The organism is Sphingomonas sp. AP28, from assembly GCF_056680455.1.
Genome location: NZ_CM155283.1, coordinates 2,487,173 through 2,502,052 on the forward strand (window position 1 = coordinate 2,487,173; position 14,880 = coordinate 2,502,052).

Consider the following 14,880-nt stretch of genomic DNA (forward strand, 5'->3'; position numbering starts at 1 on the left):
GCAAAATTTGCGGTGGCGGCGGACGAAACGCGTGCCAGCGCGTTGAGGTCGCTCGAACCGAAACGGGAGAGGACCGGGTTTGCCGCATTTTCTGGTTGCCGAAAGCGAGACCGCGGACGAGCGCGAGGCGCGTCGTCGCCATGCCGGCAAAAGCTCGGGCGAAACCTACGCGTCGACGCTTCGTCAACTCCGTCCCGATGCCGAGATCACGATCGTCGCACCCGCCGACGACGATGCGCAGGTCTACGAGGCCAGCGCGCTGGGCCTGTTCGACGCGGTGTTCATCACCGGATCGCCGCTCCACGTCTATGACGACAGCCCGGAGGTCCGACGCCAGCTGACCTTCATGCGATCGATATTCGCATCGGGCACGCCGTCGTTCGGATCCTGCGCCGGGCTACAGCTCGCGGTCGCCGCCGCCGGTGGAAAAGTCCGCAAGATGCCGCAGCGGATGGAGGCCGGGATCGCCCGCCGCATCACGCCGACCGACGCCGGCCGCGATCACCCGCTGCTCGCCGGCCGCGCGGCCAGCTGGGACGCCCCCGCGATCCACGGCGACGAGGTCGAGACGCTTCCCGCCGACGCGACCCTGCTCGCGAGCAACGCCGTCACGACGATCCAGGCCGCCGAGATCCGCCACGACGGCGGGATTTTCTGGGGCGTGCAATATCACCCCGAACTCGCGCTCGGCGAGATCGCGGTGGCGCTGCGTCGCCAGGCCGAGGACATCGTCGAAGCCGGGCTCGCGGAGACGGCCGACGATGTCGAGCACCGCGCGGACCAGCTCGATGCGCTCCACCACGATCCCGATCGCCGCTCGCTGCTATGGGCGCTCGGCGTCGACCGCGAGTTCGCCGACGAAGCGCGGCGCCGCACCGAACTTAACAATTTCCTCGATCACCTCGCGGACATCGACGCCAGCGATCGCGCACACGCCGCATCGCCCGATCTGTGTCCCGCCTGACCTTTTGACCCGCAACAAGGAGCGACCAATGTCCACCACTCTCAAGGCAAAGTTCGATACCCGCCGCGAAGCCGAGATGACCGTCGAGCGCCTGGTCCAGGAGCAGGGCATCGAGCGGACCGACATCTTCATCACCACCGACGGCGCAGCCAACAGCGTCGGCGACGAGAAGGCTGGTTCGGATACCGAAGGCAAGGACCCGACGCCGGAATCGCGCGACGATGCGGCGCTGGAAGGCAAGATCGTCGTCTCGGTCGACATCGCGGACGATGCGCGCGCCGCCGAGGTGAAGGCCGCATTCAAGGAATTCGACGCGAGCGATATTCGGGGCTGATAGCCAATCGAGGTACGGCGCTCACCACGCCGTACCTCGCCGCCGCTCAGTGCGGCGCAAGTCTCCGAAACGTCTCGATAACCGCCGATTCGATGATCGGCTTGTCGAGCACTGCGGCAGGCGGATCGCACGGCACGCACGCCTCGGGCGTTCCGGTAATGAACATGACGGGGATGTCGCCGTGTGCCGCGATGATCCGCTGCACCGCCAATGGACCAGTACCCTCACGCAACCGGACGTCTGACACGATCATGTCCGGGATGCGCGCGCCCGCGGCGAAGACCGCATCGGTCTCGCAATCGGCCTGATCATAGGAGGTGGCGCCAGCCTGCTCGATCAGGCTGATGATATGGTCCGCGATCAGCCAGTCGTCTTCGATCACAAGCACGTGACACATCTGCGTTTCCCGTCAAACCAGTGCCTCTCAACGCGCTGGGTCCGGCTCGGGTCCGGCTTGGACATATTTTATGGTAAAATAGGTTACTCGGTTACGCGGCGTCATCCACCGTCGCAAACCACTCCGCATAGCGCGTCGTGCGCGCCATGTGCCGGTTGAGATCGGGCGCGCCATCGGTCCACCAGACCGGCCCGCGCTCGCCCAGACCGTGCTTCGCCGCATCGACCGCGGCCCGCGCAGCCGCCTCCGCTGCGCTATCGCCCTCCCGCTTCGCCGCGGCCACGCCTCGCCGCCCGTCCATCAACGCCGCAACCAGTCGCACGCGGTCGTCTTCGTCCAGGCCGGGGTTCGCGGTCCGCCAAAGCCGTCCGCGCACCACGATATACCGTCCGTCGGGGGTCGTCAGCGGGGGCGGTTTCGGCATCGACGCAAGCGAGCCTAGAGCGGCGCGTCGATCGTGAAGACGACGCCGGTGTCGCGATACTCGATCCGGGCGGTGCCGCGCATATGTTGTGCGAGCACGCGTTCGATCATCCGCGATCCGAAGCCGGTGCGCGTCGGCGTGGTGACCACCGGGCCGCCGGTCTCCTCCCACATGAAGGCCAGCCGGCGTCCGCCCTCGCCGATACCGACGCTCCATGAAATCGTGACATGCCCGCCCGCGACGTGGAGCGCGCCATATTTGGCGGCGTTGGTCGCCAGTTCGTGAAGCGCCATCGACAAGGCGAGCGTCACGCGCGGCTCGAGCCGGACATGCGGCCCCTCGACCGAGAACAGGCGACCGCCGCCATCGTCGAACGGCGCCATCACCCCGGTCACGATATCCGCGATCGTCCCGCCCTCCACCTCGTCGCGCAGCAACAGGTCGTGCGCGACCGCCAGCGATCCGATCCGCGCACCGATCGTGTCGCGCGCCTCGGACATCGACGCGGCATCGCGCAACGTCTGGTTGACGATCGCGCTGACCGTCGCGAGCGTGTTCTTGACCCGGTGCGTCAACTCGCCCGCCAGCAGCGCGCGGTGTTCCTCGGTCCGCTTGCGCTCGGTGATGTCGGTCGAGAAGCCGGTCATCGACAGCGCCGTTCCATCCGCGCGCGTCAGCAATTCGCCGCGGATCGCGACCCAGCGAACCTCGGCCGTCGGCGTCACGATGCGGTATTCGATGTCGTAGTCGCATCCCGTCGCGATCGTCTCCTGGATCGCCTCGACAACGCGCGCGCGATCCTCCGGATGGATCGTTTCGAGGAACTCGGGATAACCGAACGCCGCGCCCGAATCATAGCCGAAGACGATCTTGCAGCCATCCGACGCGTCGAGATGCTGGCTGGCGGGATCGAAGGTCCATGCGCCCAGCCGCCCAGCCTTCAACGCGAATTGCAGCCGCGCGGCGCTGTCGGCGAGCCGAACCTGAGTCTCCGCGGCAGACGCCTCGAGTTCGCGCTGCTCTGCTTCCAGCAGCGCGAGCGTCTCGCGTTCGAGCGTCACGTCGTGCTGGGACGCGACGTAATAGCGCAGATGCCGGCTGCGATCGAACACCGGCGCGACCAGCAGCCGGTTCCAGAACGGCGTCCCGTCCTTGCGGTGGTTGAGCAGGTCGACCTCGATTCGCTCCGACCGCCCGATCGCATCCCGCAGGCGCGATACGTCCTCCGAAAATGTCTGCGGCCCTTGCAGGAACCGACAATTCCGTCCGACCACCTCGTCGCGGGCATAGCCCGTCAGACGCTCGAACGCGGCGTTCACGTGAATGATCGGATTGTCGGGGAGCGTCGGATCGCTGATCGCCATAGGCAATGTCGCCTCGTTGAAACCGACGACGAAAGGATCGCTCGCATCGAGCGAGCGACCGAATGCTGCCATGATCAGACTATGATCGGCATCCTGGTCGTCCAAGGACGTCTGGTTCCTACTCTGTTCCAAGCGACCATTTGCTATCGAAAATCTTCCACCCCCACAATAGCATACCCTCGTTGCACGGAAGCAATTCGACTGCCCGACATTATTTCGAATGCCCGTAATTCGAATGCCCGGCAGGCGGGATAGTCACGCGTGGTCCGCGCACAACCGACGTTCAGGGTGTTCGTAGTAGCGCGCGAGCCGCACCAATGGGGTGCGTGGCAGGAGAGCAATCGTGAAAAGTCTCATGTTCGTCGTCTTGGCGGTCGGCGCGACCGGTGCCACGGCGCAGACCCCGCGACAGGATTATCCGAGCTGCAACCGAGCAGCACGCGGTCGAGGGCGAGCTCGGTGGATCGATCAAGGACCCGCGCCAGGCGCATATCTCGGTGCGCGCGAACATCCTGCAGGCGGATATCGGCACCGCGCGGAAAGCCCGCCGGATCACCGAGCGTCAAGGCACGCAACTCTGGCAGCGAGTCGACAAGGTCCGCCGCGCCACCGATCGCTTCGTCGCCAAACAGGGCTTCCTGAGCGCGGCCGAGCGCGCCAGCTACGACCGCGAACTCGACGCGATCGCGCTGCGGATCTGCCGGTAAGCGGTCAGGCGGCGATCCGTGCGACAGCCGCCGGATCGCCACCTGTCGGGCTGGGGACCATGCCCACCGACATCGGCACGAGATTTTCGACTGCATCGGTGAACGGCACGACCGGTCGCCCGACTAGATAACCCTGCACCGCGTCGCAGCCGATCGAGCGCAGCAGTTCGAGCTGTTCGCGCGTCTCGACTCCCTCCGCATGCGTCAGCACGCCGAGTTCCTGGCCGATCGCGACGGTCGCGCGCAACACCGCCATGCACCGCGGGTCCGAGCCCGCGTCGATCACGAAGCTCCGGTCGATCTTGATTCGGTCGAACTGGAAATCGCGAAGATGCGCGAGCGACGACTGGCCGGTGCCGAAATCGTCGAGCGCGACCTTGATCCCGGTCCGGCGGATCCGCGCCAGCATCGCCGCGGTGCGCGCGGCATCGTCGATCAGCGCGGTCTCGGTAATCTCGACCTCGACCCGCTCCGCCGCGATACCGTGAACCAGGATCGCCTGCGTCAGATGGTGCAGCAGCGCGTCCGACTTCAGCTGTCCCGCCGACACGTTGATCGCGACGTGGAGGTGCGACGACCAGCCCGCCAGCTGTCGGCACGCTTCCATAATGACCCAGCGGCCGATCTCCTCGATCAGGCCGCAATCCTCGGCGATCGGGATGAAGGTATCGGGCGAGATCCAGCCGCGCGTCGGGTGGTTCCAGCGGATCAGCGCCTCGTACCCGGTGGTGATGCCCGCCGACAGCGCCACCACCGGCTGGAACGCAAGCGCGAAGCCGCCATTCTGCACCGCTTCGTAAAGGTCGTCGGTGATGTGCTGCCGTTCGACCAGGCGTTCGGCTAGGCCCGCGACATAGGGCTGCGCGCGCCTGCGCCCGCGCCGCTTTGCCTCGTACAGCGCCATGTCGGCGCGCTTCATCAGTTCGTCCGGGGTCAGGTCGTTGGCGAACCCAGCGATGCCGATGCTGCATCCGGGCAGCAGCCGGCGTTCGTCGATGATGACCGGCGCGCTCAGCCGGACGACGATCGAATCGGCCAGCGCGGTCGCCGCATCGCCGAGTTGCGTGGCGATGATCGCGATCTCGTCGCCGCCCATCCGCGCGACGAAGCTGTCGTCGGGCAACAGGCTCGCAAGCTCGGCGGCGACGTGGATCAGCAGCGTATCGCCCACCGCATGGCCGTACGCATCGTTGATCCGCTTGAAATCGTCGAGGTCGATGAGCAGCAGTGAGAACGGCTTGCCCAGACCGATCCGCGCCTCCTTTTCCTCGCGCAGCGCCCGGCGATTGCGCAGCCCCGTCAGCGGGTCGTGATAGGCGAGATGGGTGAGGTTATCGAGCGCACGGCGTTCGGCGCTGACGTCGTTGAACGTCAGCACGATGCCCTGGCGCGGGATCGACCGGCACTGCATCTGATAGGTCCGGCCATCCTCCATCTCGCACTCGCGGTCGAAATCGTCGTCGAGCTGTACCCACTGCTTCATCGCGCCACCGACCAGCGCACGCTTTTCCGCCGCCCAGCCACGGCACGCGGCGATGACGTCGAGGAACTGGTCGATCGTCAGCCCCGGACCGATCGCGTCGACCGGCGTATTGAACAGGTCGAGGAAACGCCGGTTGAAATGGCGCAGGCGGCCTTCGCGGTCGATGAATACCAGCCCGTCGGACATGCTCTCCATCACCGACTTCAGCGTCTGCGCCTCTTCCTCGCGCGTCGTCTTGAACCGCGCGAAGGTCAGCAGGCTGCCGAGGCAGGTGACCGACACTGCGAAGGTCATGCAGGCGGCGACCAGCCCCGGCGACAACACGCTGCCGGGCACGTCGTTGATGCTGCCGAGGACGAGATCGCCCGACAGCGACAGGAAATGCGTGACGCAGATCGACGACGCGAAGACGAGGCAGCCGATCGGGCGCGACCGCGACCATCGGCGGTTGACCTGCCATGACGATAGCAGCAGCGTTCCCATCACCAGCCCGGCGGCGTTGGTCGGCCAGGAAAAGACGTGGATGCAGTCGATCATGCCGGTCAGCCCGACCGCGTGCATGCACCAGATGCCCGAACCCGCCATCCCCGCCGAGACGATCCGCCCCTTGTGCGACCGCACCCGCGTGATCGCGACGATCGGTACGCCGACTGTCAGGATGCCGACCAGCGCCGACACCGTCGTCACGAACGGATCGTAGCGCAGCAGAAGGTCGGGTCGGTACGCGAGGATAGCGATGAAGTGCGTCGCCCACACGCCCAGCCCGCCCGCCAGCGCCAGCGCGGCATGCCGCCAGCCGAGCGGCTCGCGTCGCGGCGCATGAGTCATGTCCGTGGTCAGCAACGACACCGACCAGCTCGCGGTCAGGCAAATCCCGATCGCGACGACGACCAGATAGCCCGAATGCTGAAAATGGAGATTGAAGAGAATGGGTACCATGGCGCTCGGTCGTTTTTTCTAGAGTGCCACGAACACGTTAAGGAAGTCGCACGGGCGAGTGCTACCCATCGACCGATGTTGATGTAGCTTAATCTCGCGTGTGAAAGAACCGCAGGATGACGGTCGTGCCGCTGGCCGCGTCACCGAACGCCACGGTCGCGTTGAGGCGAGTCGCCGCCGACCGCACGATCGCCAGCCCGAGCCCACTCCCCTCCGGGCTACCCGGCGCACCGAGCCGGACGAATCGGTCGAACGCCATCTCGCGCTGGTCGTACGGTATCCCCGGCCCGTCGTCGACGACCGCGATCGATGTTTCCGCCGGCGTGCTTTGCAGCCTGACCGACACCGTGCCGCCGCGCCGGTTATAGCGGATGCCGTTGTCGATCAGGTTGGACAGGATCTCGAAGATCAACGTCCGGTGGCCGGCGACGACGTGGCCGACATCCGGGTCGCCCTCGATCCTCAGGTCGATCCCGGCATCGATCGCGCGGTTGATCTGGCGCGTGATGACCGCCGCCGCGACTTCGCGGAGGTCGACTGCCTCCAGCGGCGCGGACACGCCGGCTTCCTCGGCGCGCGCCAGGGCGAGCAACTGCGTCACAAGCCGTTCGAGGCGAGTCACCGCGTCGGCGATCTCGTCGAGCGCGACGCTGCGTTCGGGGCCCGAGCCGCGGCGGGCAAGTGCGACCTGGACCTTCAGCACCGACAGGGGCGTACGCATCTGGTGCGAGGCGTCGGCGGTGAAGCGGCGGACGCCGACGGTCGCGGTGTCGAGCTGCGCCAGCAGGCGGTCGAACGCGCCGGCGAGCGGGCGGAGTTCGCTGGGGAGCGGGCCGGTGTCGAGCGGCGAGAAATCGGGACGCGCGCGTTCGTCGCGTGCCTCCACCGCGTCGCGGAGGCGGGCGAGCGGACGGAGGCTCCAGCCTAACGCCGGTCGCAGCAACAGCGCGGCGGCGCCGACGAGGACGCATTCGCCGATCAGCAGCGCGAGCATCAGCCGGCGGGTGAGCGCGCCGCGGTTGTCGAGCGTCTCGGCGATCTGGACGATGACGGGCTTGTCGATCCGGGGGAGCGAGCGGCGGACCTCGGCAATGCGGATCTGCTGGCCGCGGTAGCGCGCGAAGCGGTAGCGCGGCACGTCGATCGAGAGCGTGGCGGGATCGGGGGCGGGCAAATCCGCATAGCCGGTGAGCAGGTCCGGCCCGACGGCGACGCGGTAATAGACGTTGTCGCGTTCGGTATTCTCCAGCATCCCGAACGCGGCGGAGGGAAGATCGAGCGTCACCTCGCCGCGTTCGACCTGCACCGTCTCGGCGATCGCGCCGAGCGCACCACCGAGCACGCGGTCATTCGTGCGGCGGACGACGTCGGCGATCAGCGTCGCACCGACCACGCCGATCAGGATCGCCGCCGCCAGCAACGGCCCGAGCACCGCGACCAACAGGCGCGTGCGCAGCGCGGGAGTCCGCGTCTCAGCCGGCATCGAGCATATAGCCGACCCCGCGGACGGTGCGGATACCGGGGCCGTCGGGCGCGAGCTTGGTCCTCAGCCGCGTAACATGGACCTCGATCGCGTTGTCGCCGACCGGTTCGTCGAACCCGAACACCTCGCCGATCAGCAACGCGCGCGGGACGACCCGGCCGGCTCGGGTGGCGAGCGCCTCCAGCACCGCGCGCTCGCGCCGACGCAGGTCGAGCGCACGGCCGGCGATGTCCGCGTCGCCGGTCGAGCGATTGATCGTCAGCGTACCGACACTGAGCACCGGCAGCGGATCGCCGCCGCGCCGCCGGCCGAGCGCGCGCACGCGGGCTTCGAGTTCTTCGGGTTCGAAAGGCTTCCGGAGATAATCGTCGGCGCCGAGGTCGAGCCCGCGCACCCGGTCGTCGAGCGCATCGCGTGCGGTCAACATCAGCACCGGCACCCGCTCGCCGCGCCGCCGCAGCGTTTCGAGCACCGAAAAGCCGTCGATACCGGGCAGCCCGACGTCGAGGATGACGAGCGCATAGGGCTCGCCGGCGACCACCGACAGCGCCTCCTCACCGGTCGCGACGTGGTCGACCGCGTTGCCCCCGGCGCGCAACAATGCCGCGATACTGCGCGCGAGAGCCGCGTCGTCCTCGATCAGCAGGATGCGCACAACGGCTCGTCCTGCGCCCGATCGGCGTGAAAGGTTGGTGACAGGTTCGCTTCGTACTCCACCGTTGCAGTCTATCCGAACACAGAGACGGAAGGCGAGGAGAGTGATGATGGCACGCATTTTAGTGAAGATCGCGATACTGACCGGGCTGTCGGCGCTTGCCGCGACGGCCGTGGCGCAGCGCCCTGCCAATTATCCGCGCTCCTACGACCAGCTCATCTCCGACGCGCGCGTCGAGCGGCAGGTGCGGATCTACGGCAATGCCGATCGCGCCGAGTTGCTGCCCGTCGTCGCCGCGTTCCGGAAGCGCTATCCGGGCATCACCGTGCTGTACGCGGATATCGGCTCGACCGAGATGTACCGCCGCTTCGTCACCGAGACGCGCGCGAAAAAAATGTCCGCCGATCTCGTCTGGTCGTCGGCGATGGACCTCCAGGTCAAGCTGATCAACGACGGCTTCGCGCAAGGCTATGCGAGCCCCGAAAAGCCCGCGCTGCCGCCGGTATCGGTGTGGAAGAACATGGGCTTCGGCGTCACCGCGGAGCCGATCGGGATCGTCTACAACAAGCGCCTCGTGCCCGCCGGACAGGTGCCGCGCACGCACGCCGCGCTGGAGACATGGCTGCGGAAGAATGCGCGCGCCCTGACAGGCCGGGTGACCACGTTCGATCCGGCGCGCTCGAATGTCGGCTATCTGTACCTGTCGGAAGATCTCGCGATCACGCGCGACACGCGGTCGTTGCTCGAGGCGATCGCCGCGACCAAGCCCGTGCTGTCGCGGACCAGCGAGCCGATGCTGCGCGGCGTCGCCGAGGGGCGGCAGGCGATCGCGTACAACGTCATCGGCTCCTACGCGCTCGAACGCGCGCGGACCGATCCCCGCATCGGCGTCGCGTTCCTCCAGGACTACACGATCGTCACCTCGCGGATCGCGTTCATCGCGCGCGAGGCTGCGCACCCGGCGGCGGCAAAGCTGTTCCTCGATTTCCTGCTGTCGCGCGAGGGTCAGTCGCTGCTCGCCAAGCGCAGCCTGTGGCCGGTCCGCACCGACGTTTCCGCCCGCCGTCTTCCTCCCGCGCAGGCCCGGCCGATCCGCGTCGGCCCCCAACTTCTCGTCAACCTCGACCGCGTCAAGCGCCAGCGTTTCCTGCGCGACTGGACCGCGATTCTCGCCACCGGAGCCCAACAATGACTCTCTTCCGTACCGGGTGCGCCGCACTCGCGCTGATCGCCGCGACGCCCGCGCTGGCCCAGACTCCGACCGACGCCGACCTCGCCGCGCTGGTCCGTGCCCAGGCCGCCGAGATCGCCGCGTTGAAGTCGCGGCTCGACCGGCTGGAGAACAACGCCGCCGTCGCGCAGGCGTCCGCGCCCGTGCCACCCGTCCAAATCGCACCGCAGGCAGTCGCGCAGAACACCGAGCCGCGTCGCACCGTGCCGTTCGCGCCACAACTCGCGCCTCCGGGCCCCGCCGATCGCAGCGTCGCGCAGGCGGTCGCCGCACGCGACAATCCGTCGGGCGTGACCACCGAATGGGGCGCGGGCCTCCCGGTCTTCCACTCGGCGGACGGCGTCTACACGTTCAAGCCGCGCGGTCGCATCCTGACCGACGTCAGCTCGAGCTTCGGCTCGAAATACGACGGCCGCAACATCACGACGACGGGCATGCGCGCACTCCGCCTCGGCCTCGAAGGCGGCGTCGGCACGCATTTCTTCTACCAGTTCGAGAGCGACTTCTCGGAGAACGAGGTCGACGTCGTCACCGCGTTCGTCGGCTGGCGCAACAAGATCAAGCCGGGCCTCGACTACGACGTCCGCGCCGGTCACCTGTTCAACGATCGCGGCTTCGAAGGTTCGACCGGCTCGGATTCGACCCCGTTCCTCGAGCGCACCACGGTCGCCACCGCGATCATCCCGCAGCGTGGTTTCTACGGCATCGGCGTGATGCCACGCATCTTCTGGAAGACCGGCCACGCTTCGGTGACGATCACCGGCGACCGGATCGACGGCACGCAGACCGTTGGCGACAGCCGCACGGTGCTCGGCCGCGCGCACTGGAACCCGATCAAGTCCGATACCGGCGTGCTGCATATCGGCGCGTGGGGCTTCGACGAATCGCTGTCGTCGGTCGCCGGCACGCTGACTCGCAACACGGTGATCGGCGGCCGCTTCAACGGGGCGCTACGCGTGTCGACCGGGCCGCTGATCGGCGGCACCGGCACGACCGGCTACGGCGTCGAGCTCGGCGGCTATCGCGGGCCATTGTGGGTGATGGGCGAAGCGGGCCGCCGCAACGCGCGGCTCGACGGCGGTCGTCCCGATTTCGTCAGCAAGGCGTGGAGCGTCTCGGGTGGCCTGTTCCTGACCGGCGACCTGCCGCCGTACAACCCGCGGCTCGGCAGCTTCGGCCAGCCCAAGGTGCTGAAGCCGACCTTCGACGGCGGCGTCGGCGCGATCGAGCTCACCGCGCGCTACGAAAGCCTCGATTTCGACAATCTGCTCACCGGCGGCGACGGCTGGGCAGCGACGGTAGGCGTCAACTGGTACCTCAACAGCTTCACCCGCTTCCAGGTGAACGCGATCCAGTGGAACACCGACAACCGCGCCGGCGACTATGTCGGCAACGACAGCGGCCAGACGCTCAGCGCCCGCGTCGGGGTTACGTTCTGATGCTGGGTGCTGGTCCTGTTTTTGGCGCTGCAAGCAGTATCCCGCCTCCCGTCATCCTGACGAAAGTCAGGACCCAGGGCCACGCAGCGCTGCGCCCTGTAACCCTGGGTCCTGACTTTCGTCAGGATGACGGAGTGTTTGTGGCGGCCCCCGCGACAATAGCAGCAACGGTTTACGTGACCGTGCGCGCTCCCTTTTTCACGCCCTTTCCTAGGACGAAGCGATGAACCTTGCCCTGCTCGGCTTCCTGATGGTCGCCACGTTCATGACGTTGATCATGACCAAGAAGATGACGCCGCTGGTCGCGCTCATCGTGATCCCGTCGATCTTCGGCGTGTTCGCGGGTGAGGCCGCGGGTCTTGGCCCGATGATGATCGACGGCATCAAGAACCTCGCGCCGACCGGCGTCATGCTGCTGTTCGCGATCCTGTTCTTCTCGACAATGACCGACACGGGCCTGTTCGATCCGCTGGTCGGACGGCTGATCCGGATGGTCCACGGCGATCCGATGCGGATCTTGATCGGGACGGTCGTGCTGTGCGCGCTCGTCAGTCTCGATGGCGACGGGTCGACCACCTACATCATCACGATCGCCGCGCTGTTGCCGCTCTACAAGCGCTTCAACATGAACCGGCTGTACCTCGTCTGCCTGCTGATGACGACGAGCGGGATCATGAACCTGACGCCGTGGGGCGGGCCGACCGCGCGCGCGGCGAGCGCACTGAAGCTCGATCCGGCGACGCTGTTCCTGCCACTGATTCCCGGCATGATCGCCGGCCTCGCCTTCCTGATCGGGCTCGCCGTGTATTTCGGGCGCAAGGAGCGCGTCCGCATGGGTGAAGCGGGGATCACGGCGGACACCGAGTTCACCGGCATGGCCGTCTCGCAATATCCCGAGGCACGTCGCCCCAAGCTGATCTGGTTCAACGCAGCCCTCGTCATCACGCTGCTGACGTTGCTGGTGTGGGGCATCCTCCCCTTGTCGGTGCTGATGATGCTGGCGTTCGCGATCGCGATGATCGTCAACTATCCCGGCGTCGCCGACCAGAAGGAGCGTATTTCCGCGCATGCCGGCAACGTGCTCGCGGTGGTGTCGCTGATCTTCGCGGCGGGTATCTTCACCGGCATTCTCGGCGGCACCGGCATGGTCGAGGCGATGAGCAAGGCGGTGGTCGGCGTAATCCCGCCCGCGCTCGGGCCGTACATGGCGCCGATCACCGCGGTGCTGAGCATGCCGTTCACCTTCTTCATCTCGAACGACGCGTTCTATTTCGGGATGCTGCCGATCCTCGCCGAGGCCGGCGCGCATTACGGCGTCGCGCCCGAGGCGATCGCCCGCGCGTCGCTGATGGGCCAACCGGTCCACCTGCTCAGCCCGCTGGTGCCGTCGACCTATCTGCTCGTCAGCCTGGTCGGGATCGACCTCGCCGATCACCAGCGCTTTACGCTCGTGCCCGCGATCGCGGTCTGCGTCGTGATGACGATCGTCGGCATGATCGCGCTCGCCTTTCCGTTCGTCGCCTGAGGTGAGCATCCCCGCAACCCGCCGCTACCGGAGATTTCGCATGGTCCGACCGCGTACACCGTTGATGCTGCTCCCCGCGATGGGCTGCGACGGGCAGCTCTGGGCGCGCCAGATCGTCGACCTCGCCGCCGTCGCACAGGTCGATTTCGGCGACCTGTCGCAGGACGATACGCTGTCCGAAATGGCCGCGCGCGTGCTCGCCAGCGCACCGCCGCGGTTCGCGGTCGCCGGCGTCAGCCTCGGCGGCTACGTCGCGATGGAGATGGTGCGGCAAGCCCCCGAGCGTATCGAGCGGATCGCGCTGTTCGGCACGCGCGCGTCGATGGAGGTACGCCCGCGCACCGTCGTCGGCCAAGGCCTGCTCGCCACCGCGCCCCACGCCGACCCGCGCCTGACCGCGATCGTCGCCGGCCCTGCACAGGCGATGGCGGAGCGCGTCGGCCAGACCGTCTTCGAACGCCAGCAACGCGCGCTGCTCGCACGCCCCGACATCAGCGAGGCGATCGCCGCGATCCACGTCCCGACGCTGGTAGCCGTCGGCGACCGCGACCTGATCTGCACCCCCGACGACGCACGCGCGCTGAGTGCGCGGATCGAGGGCTCGCGGTTCCACATGCTGCGCTCCTGCGGCCACCTCGCACCTATGGAGCGTCCCGGCGAAGTCACCGCTCTGCTCCGCCAGTGGCTGAAGACCGGCTGATCGATCGGGAGGACACGAACGACGCTGCTGGGCAGGCCACCCTCGACGGCGTAGCGATGCCCCGCACCAAATCGACGAAGGCACGCGCGCCGATGGACACAACCGACCGCCACCTCCTCGTCCTCGCCGGCGTGTGGACCATCGGGCTCGTCGCATCCGGCTGGGCTCCGTTCGATCGCGCGACGTGGTGGATGGAGATCGCGCCGGTCCTGATCGCCTTCCCCATATTGGTCGCCCTGCGCCGCAGCTTCGCGTTCACGACGCTCGCGCTCGTGCTGATCGCGCTCCACGGATTGGTGTTGATGCTCGGCGGCGCGTACACTTATGCGCGGGTGCCGATCGGTTTCGCGGTGCAGGATTGGCTGCATCTCGCGCGCAATCCCTATGATCGGTTCGGCCATCTGATGCAGGGCTTCGTCCCCGCCATAGTCCTCCGCGAACTTCTGGTACGGACCCGCGCGATCACCGCGCCGCGCCTGTTGGCCGTTACCGTGCTCGCCTACTGTCTGAGCGTCAGCGCGCTGTACGAATTGATCGAGTTCGCCGCCGCGGTGTCGCTGGGACAGGGTGCGGATGCTTTCCTGGGGACGCAAGGCGACCCGTGGGACACGCAGTGGGACATGCTGATGTGCCTGGTCGGGGCATCGCTCGCGCTATTGCTACTGTCGCGCGTTCACGATCGACAGATCGAGCGACTCAGATCAAATCGGACATCCTGAACACGGCGAAGGCAGCGACGACGAACAGCGTGACCAGCGTCGGATAAAAGGTCATGGCGAATCCGAATGCGCGGGCTTGCGCACCGTGGGGATAGCCTCGCAAAAAGGCTGTGCGACCTATCGTGAAGATTACGCCTAGCGCGATCGACAGCGTCGCGGATCGTTCGATCATGACCGCCGCGGCGATATGGACCGGGACGGCGAGCGCAACCTGCTCCAGCGTATTCTGAAGCACCGCGGCGGCATCGCGTACCGCGGCGCTCGCGTCGGTCCTGCCGCTCCCGGCGATGTCGGTGGGCGAAAAGAACCGCAACCGCGCGACATTGGCGATGCCGCCGGCCAGCCATGCGACAACCGTCAGATCCACCATGATCGCAGTGGCGAGGCGTTGGGAAAGCGGCGCCGCCGGTCCCAACACCAATGCCGCCGCGACGATCGCGACGGTGACGAGCAACGCGCCAGCCATCCGGACACCTACGCCGCGCTGTTCGCGTCGGAAGGCCGGATCGGTCACCG

At 67.3% G+C, this 14,880-nt stretch carries 15 protein-coding genes; 8 read left to right on the forward strand and 7 right to left on the reverse strand.

From position 1 onward, the window contains the following. Positions 1–79: 79 nt before the first annotated feature. Together AC1MH0_RS11370 and AC1MH0_RS11375 are read left to right on the forward strand one after the other, a co-directional pair. Positions 80–964 carry a type 1 glutamine amidotransferase gene (locus AC1MH0_RS11370; protein WP_480962865.1) on the forward strand — a complete coding sequence of 295 codons (885 nt, stop codon included), beginning with the start codon at positions 80–82 and terminating at the stop codon, positions 962–964. A gap of 28 nt (positions 965–992) precedes the next feature. Further along, positions 993–1,298 (forward strand): hypothetical protein, encoded by a 306-nt coding sequence (locus AC1MH0_RS11375; RefSeq protein WP_480962866.1) that lies wholly within the window; start codon positions 993–995, stop codon positions 1,296–1,298. A 46-nt stretch (positions 1,299–1,344) separates the two neighbouring features. Here the strand turns inward: AC1MH0_RS11375 and AC1MH0_RS11380 are convergent, their stop codons facing one another. The 3 genes from AC1MH0_RS11380 to AC1MH0_RS11390 form a co-directional block, all read right to left on the reverse strand. Next, positions 1,345–1,695: a response regulator gene (locus AC1MH0_RS11380; RefSeq protein WP_333961083.1), complete on the reverse strand. Its 351-nt coding sequence runs from the start codon at positions 1,693–1,695 to the stop codon at positions 1,345–1,347. A gap of 91 nt (positions 1,696–1,786) precedes the next feature. After that, entirely contained in the window at positions 1,787–2,119 is a 333-nt protein-coding gene (locus AC1MH0_RS11385) for a hypothetical protein (protein ID WP_133020103.1), read from the reverse strand. A gap of 14 nt (positions 2,120–2,133) precedes the next feature. Beyond that, positions 2,134–3,588: a PAS domain-containing protein gene (locus AC1MH0_RS11390; protein WP_480962867.1), complete on the reverse strand. Its 1,455-nt coding sequence runs from the start codon at positions 3,586–3,588 to the stop codon at positions 2,134–2,136. Positions 3,589–3,869: 281 nt separating this feature from the next. Here AC1MH0_RS11390 and AC1MH0_RS11395 point away from each other — a divergent pair, with 281 nt between their 5' ends. Next, the gene (locus tag AC1MH0_RS11395; RefSeq protein ID WP_480962868.1) at positions 3,870–4,190 is read left to right on the forward strand and encodes a hypothetical protein; all 321 of its coding nucleotides are present in this window, start codon (positions 3,870–3,872) and stop codon (positions 4,188–4,190) included. 4 nt (positions 4,191–4,194) lie between these two features. On the opposite strand, the gene AC1MH0_RS11400 is transcribed toward AC1MH0_RS11395, so the two are convergent. The 3 genes from AC1MH0_RS11400 to AC1MH0_RS11410 all read right to left on the reverse strand — a co-directional run bounded on the left by AC1MH0_RS11400 (position 4,195) and on the right by AC1MH0_RS11410 (position 8,750). Further along, on the reverse strand, positions 4,195–6,612 hold the full coding sequence (locus AC1MH0_RS11400) for a bifunctional diguanylate cyclase/phosphodiesterase (protein ID WP_480962869.1): 2,418 nt from the start codon (positions 6,610–6,612) through the stop codon (positions 4,195–4,197). 88 nt (positions 6,613–6,700) lie between these two features. Next, positions 6,701–8,095 (reverse strand): sensor histidine kinase, encoded by a 1,395-nt coding sequence (locus AC1MH0_RS11405; protein ID WP_480962870.1) that lies wholly within the window; start codon positions 8,093–8,095, stop codon positions 6,701–6,703. Next, complete coding sequence (locus AC1MH0_RS11410) at positions 8,085–8,750, reverse strand: response regulator transcription factor (protein WP_200912584.1); 666 nt, start codon at positions 8,748–8,750, stop codon at positions 8,085–8,087. The genes AC1MH0_RS11405 and AC1MH0_RS11410 overlap by 11 nt, the downstream gene beginning before the upstream one ends. A 109-nt stretch (positions 8,751–8,859) precedes the next feature. Here AC1MH0_RS11410 and AC1MH0_RS11415 point away from each other — a divergent pair, with 109 nt between their 5' ends. The 5 genes from AC1MH0_RS11415 to AC1MH0_RS11435 all read left to right on the forward strand — a co-directional run bounded on the left by AC1MH0_RS11415 (position 8,860) and on the right by AC1MH0_RS11435 (position 14,364). Next, complete coding sequence (locus AC1MH0_RS11415; protein ID WP_480962871.1) at positions 8,860–9,942, forward strand: ABC transporter substrate-binding protein; 1,083 nt, start codon at positions 8,860–8,862, stop codon at positions 9,940–9,942. Then, positions 9,939–11,420, forward strand: a complete 1,482-nt coding sequence (locus AC1MH0_RS11420) for an OprO/OprP family phosphate-selective porin (protein ID WP_480962872.1) — start codon at positions 9,939–9,941, stop codon at positions 11,418–11,420. Before AC1MH0_RS11415 ends, AC1MH0_RS11420 begins: the two co-directional genes overlap by 4 nt. Before the next feature lie 223 nt (positions 11,421–11,643). Beyond that, entirely contained in the window at positions 11,644–12,945 is a 1,302-nt protein-coding gene (locus AC1MH0_RS11425; protein WP_056064457.1) for a CitMHS family transporter, read from the forward strand. A gap of 40 nt (positions 12,946–12,985) precedes the next feature. Beyond that, a complete protein-coding gene (locus AC1MH0_RS11430) occupies positions 12,986–13,645 on the forward strand; it encodes an alpha/beta fold hydrolase (protein WP_480962873.1) in 660 nt (219 codons plus the stop codon). Further along, positions 13,627–14,364: a DUF2238 domain-containing protein gene (locus AC1MH0_RS11435; protein ID WP_480962874.1), complete on the forward strand. Its 738-nt coding sequence runs from the start codon at positions 13,627–13,629 to the stop codon at positions 14,362–14,364. The genes AC1MH0_RS11430 and AC1MH0_RS11435 overlap by 19 nt, the downstream gene beginning before the upstream one ends. On the opposite strand, the gene AC1MH0_RS11440 is transcribed toward AC1MH0_RS11435, so the two are convergent. After that, positions 14,342–14,878 carry an MAPEG family protein gene (locus AC1MH0_RS11440; protein WP_480962875.1) on the reverse strand — a complete coding sequence of 179 codons (537 nt, stop codon included), beginning with the start codon at positions 14,876–14,878 and terminating at the stop codon, positions 14,342–14,344. The genes AC1MH0_RS11435 and AC1MH0_RS11440 overlap by 23 nt on opposite strands. Between the last annotated feature and the right edge of the window lie 2 nt (positions 14,879–14,880).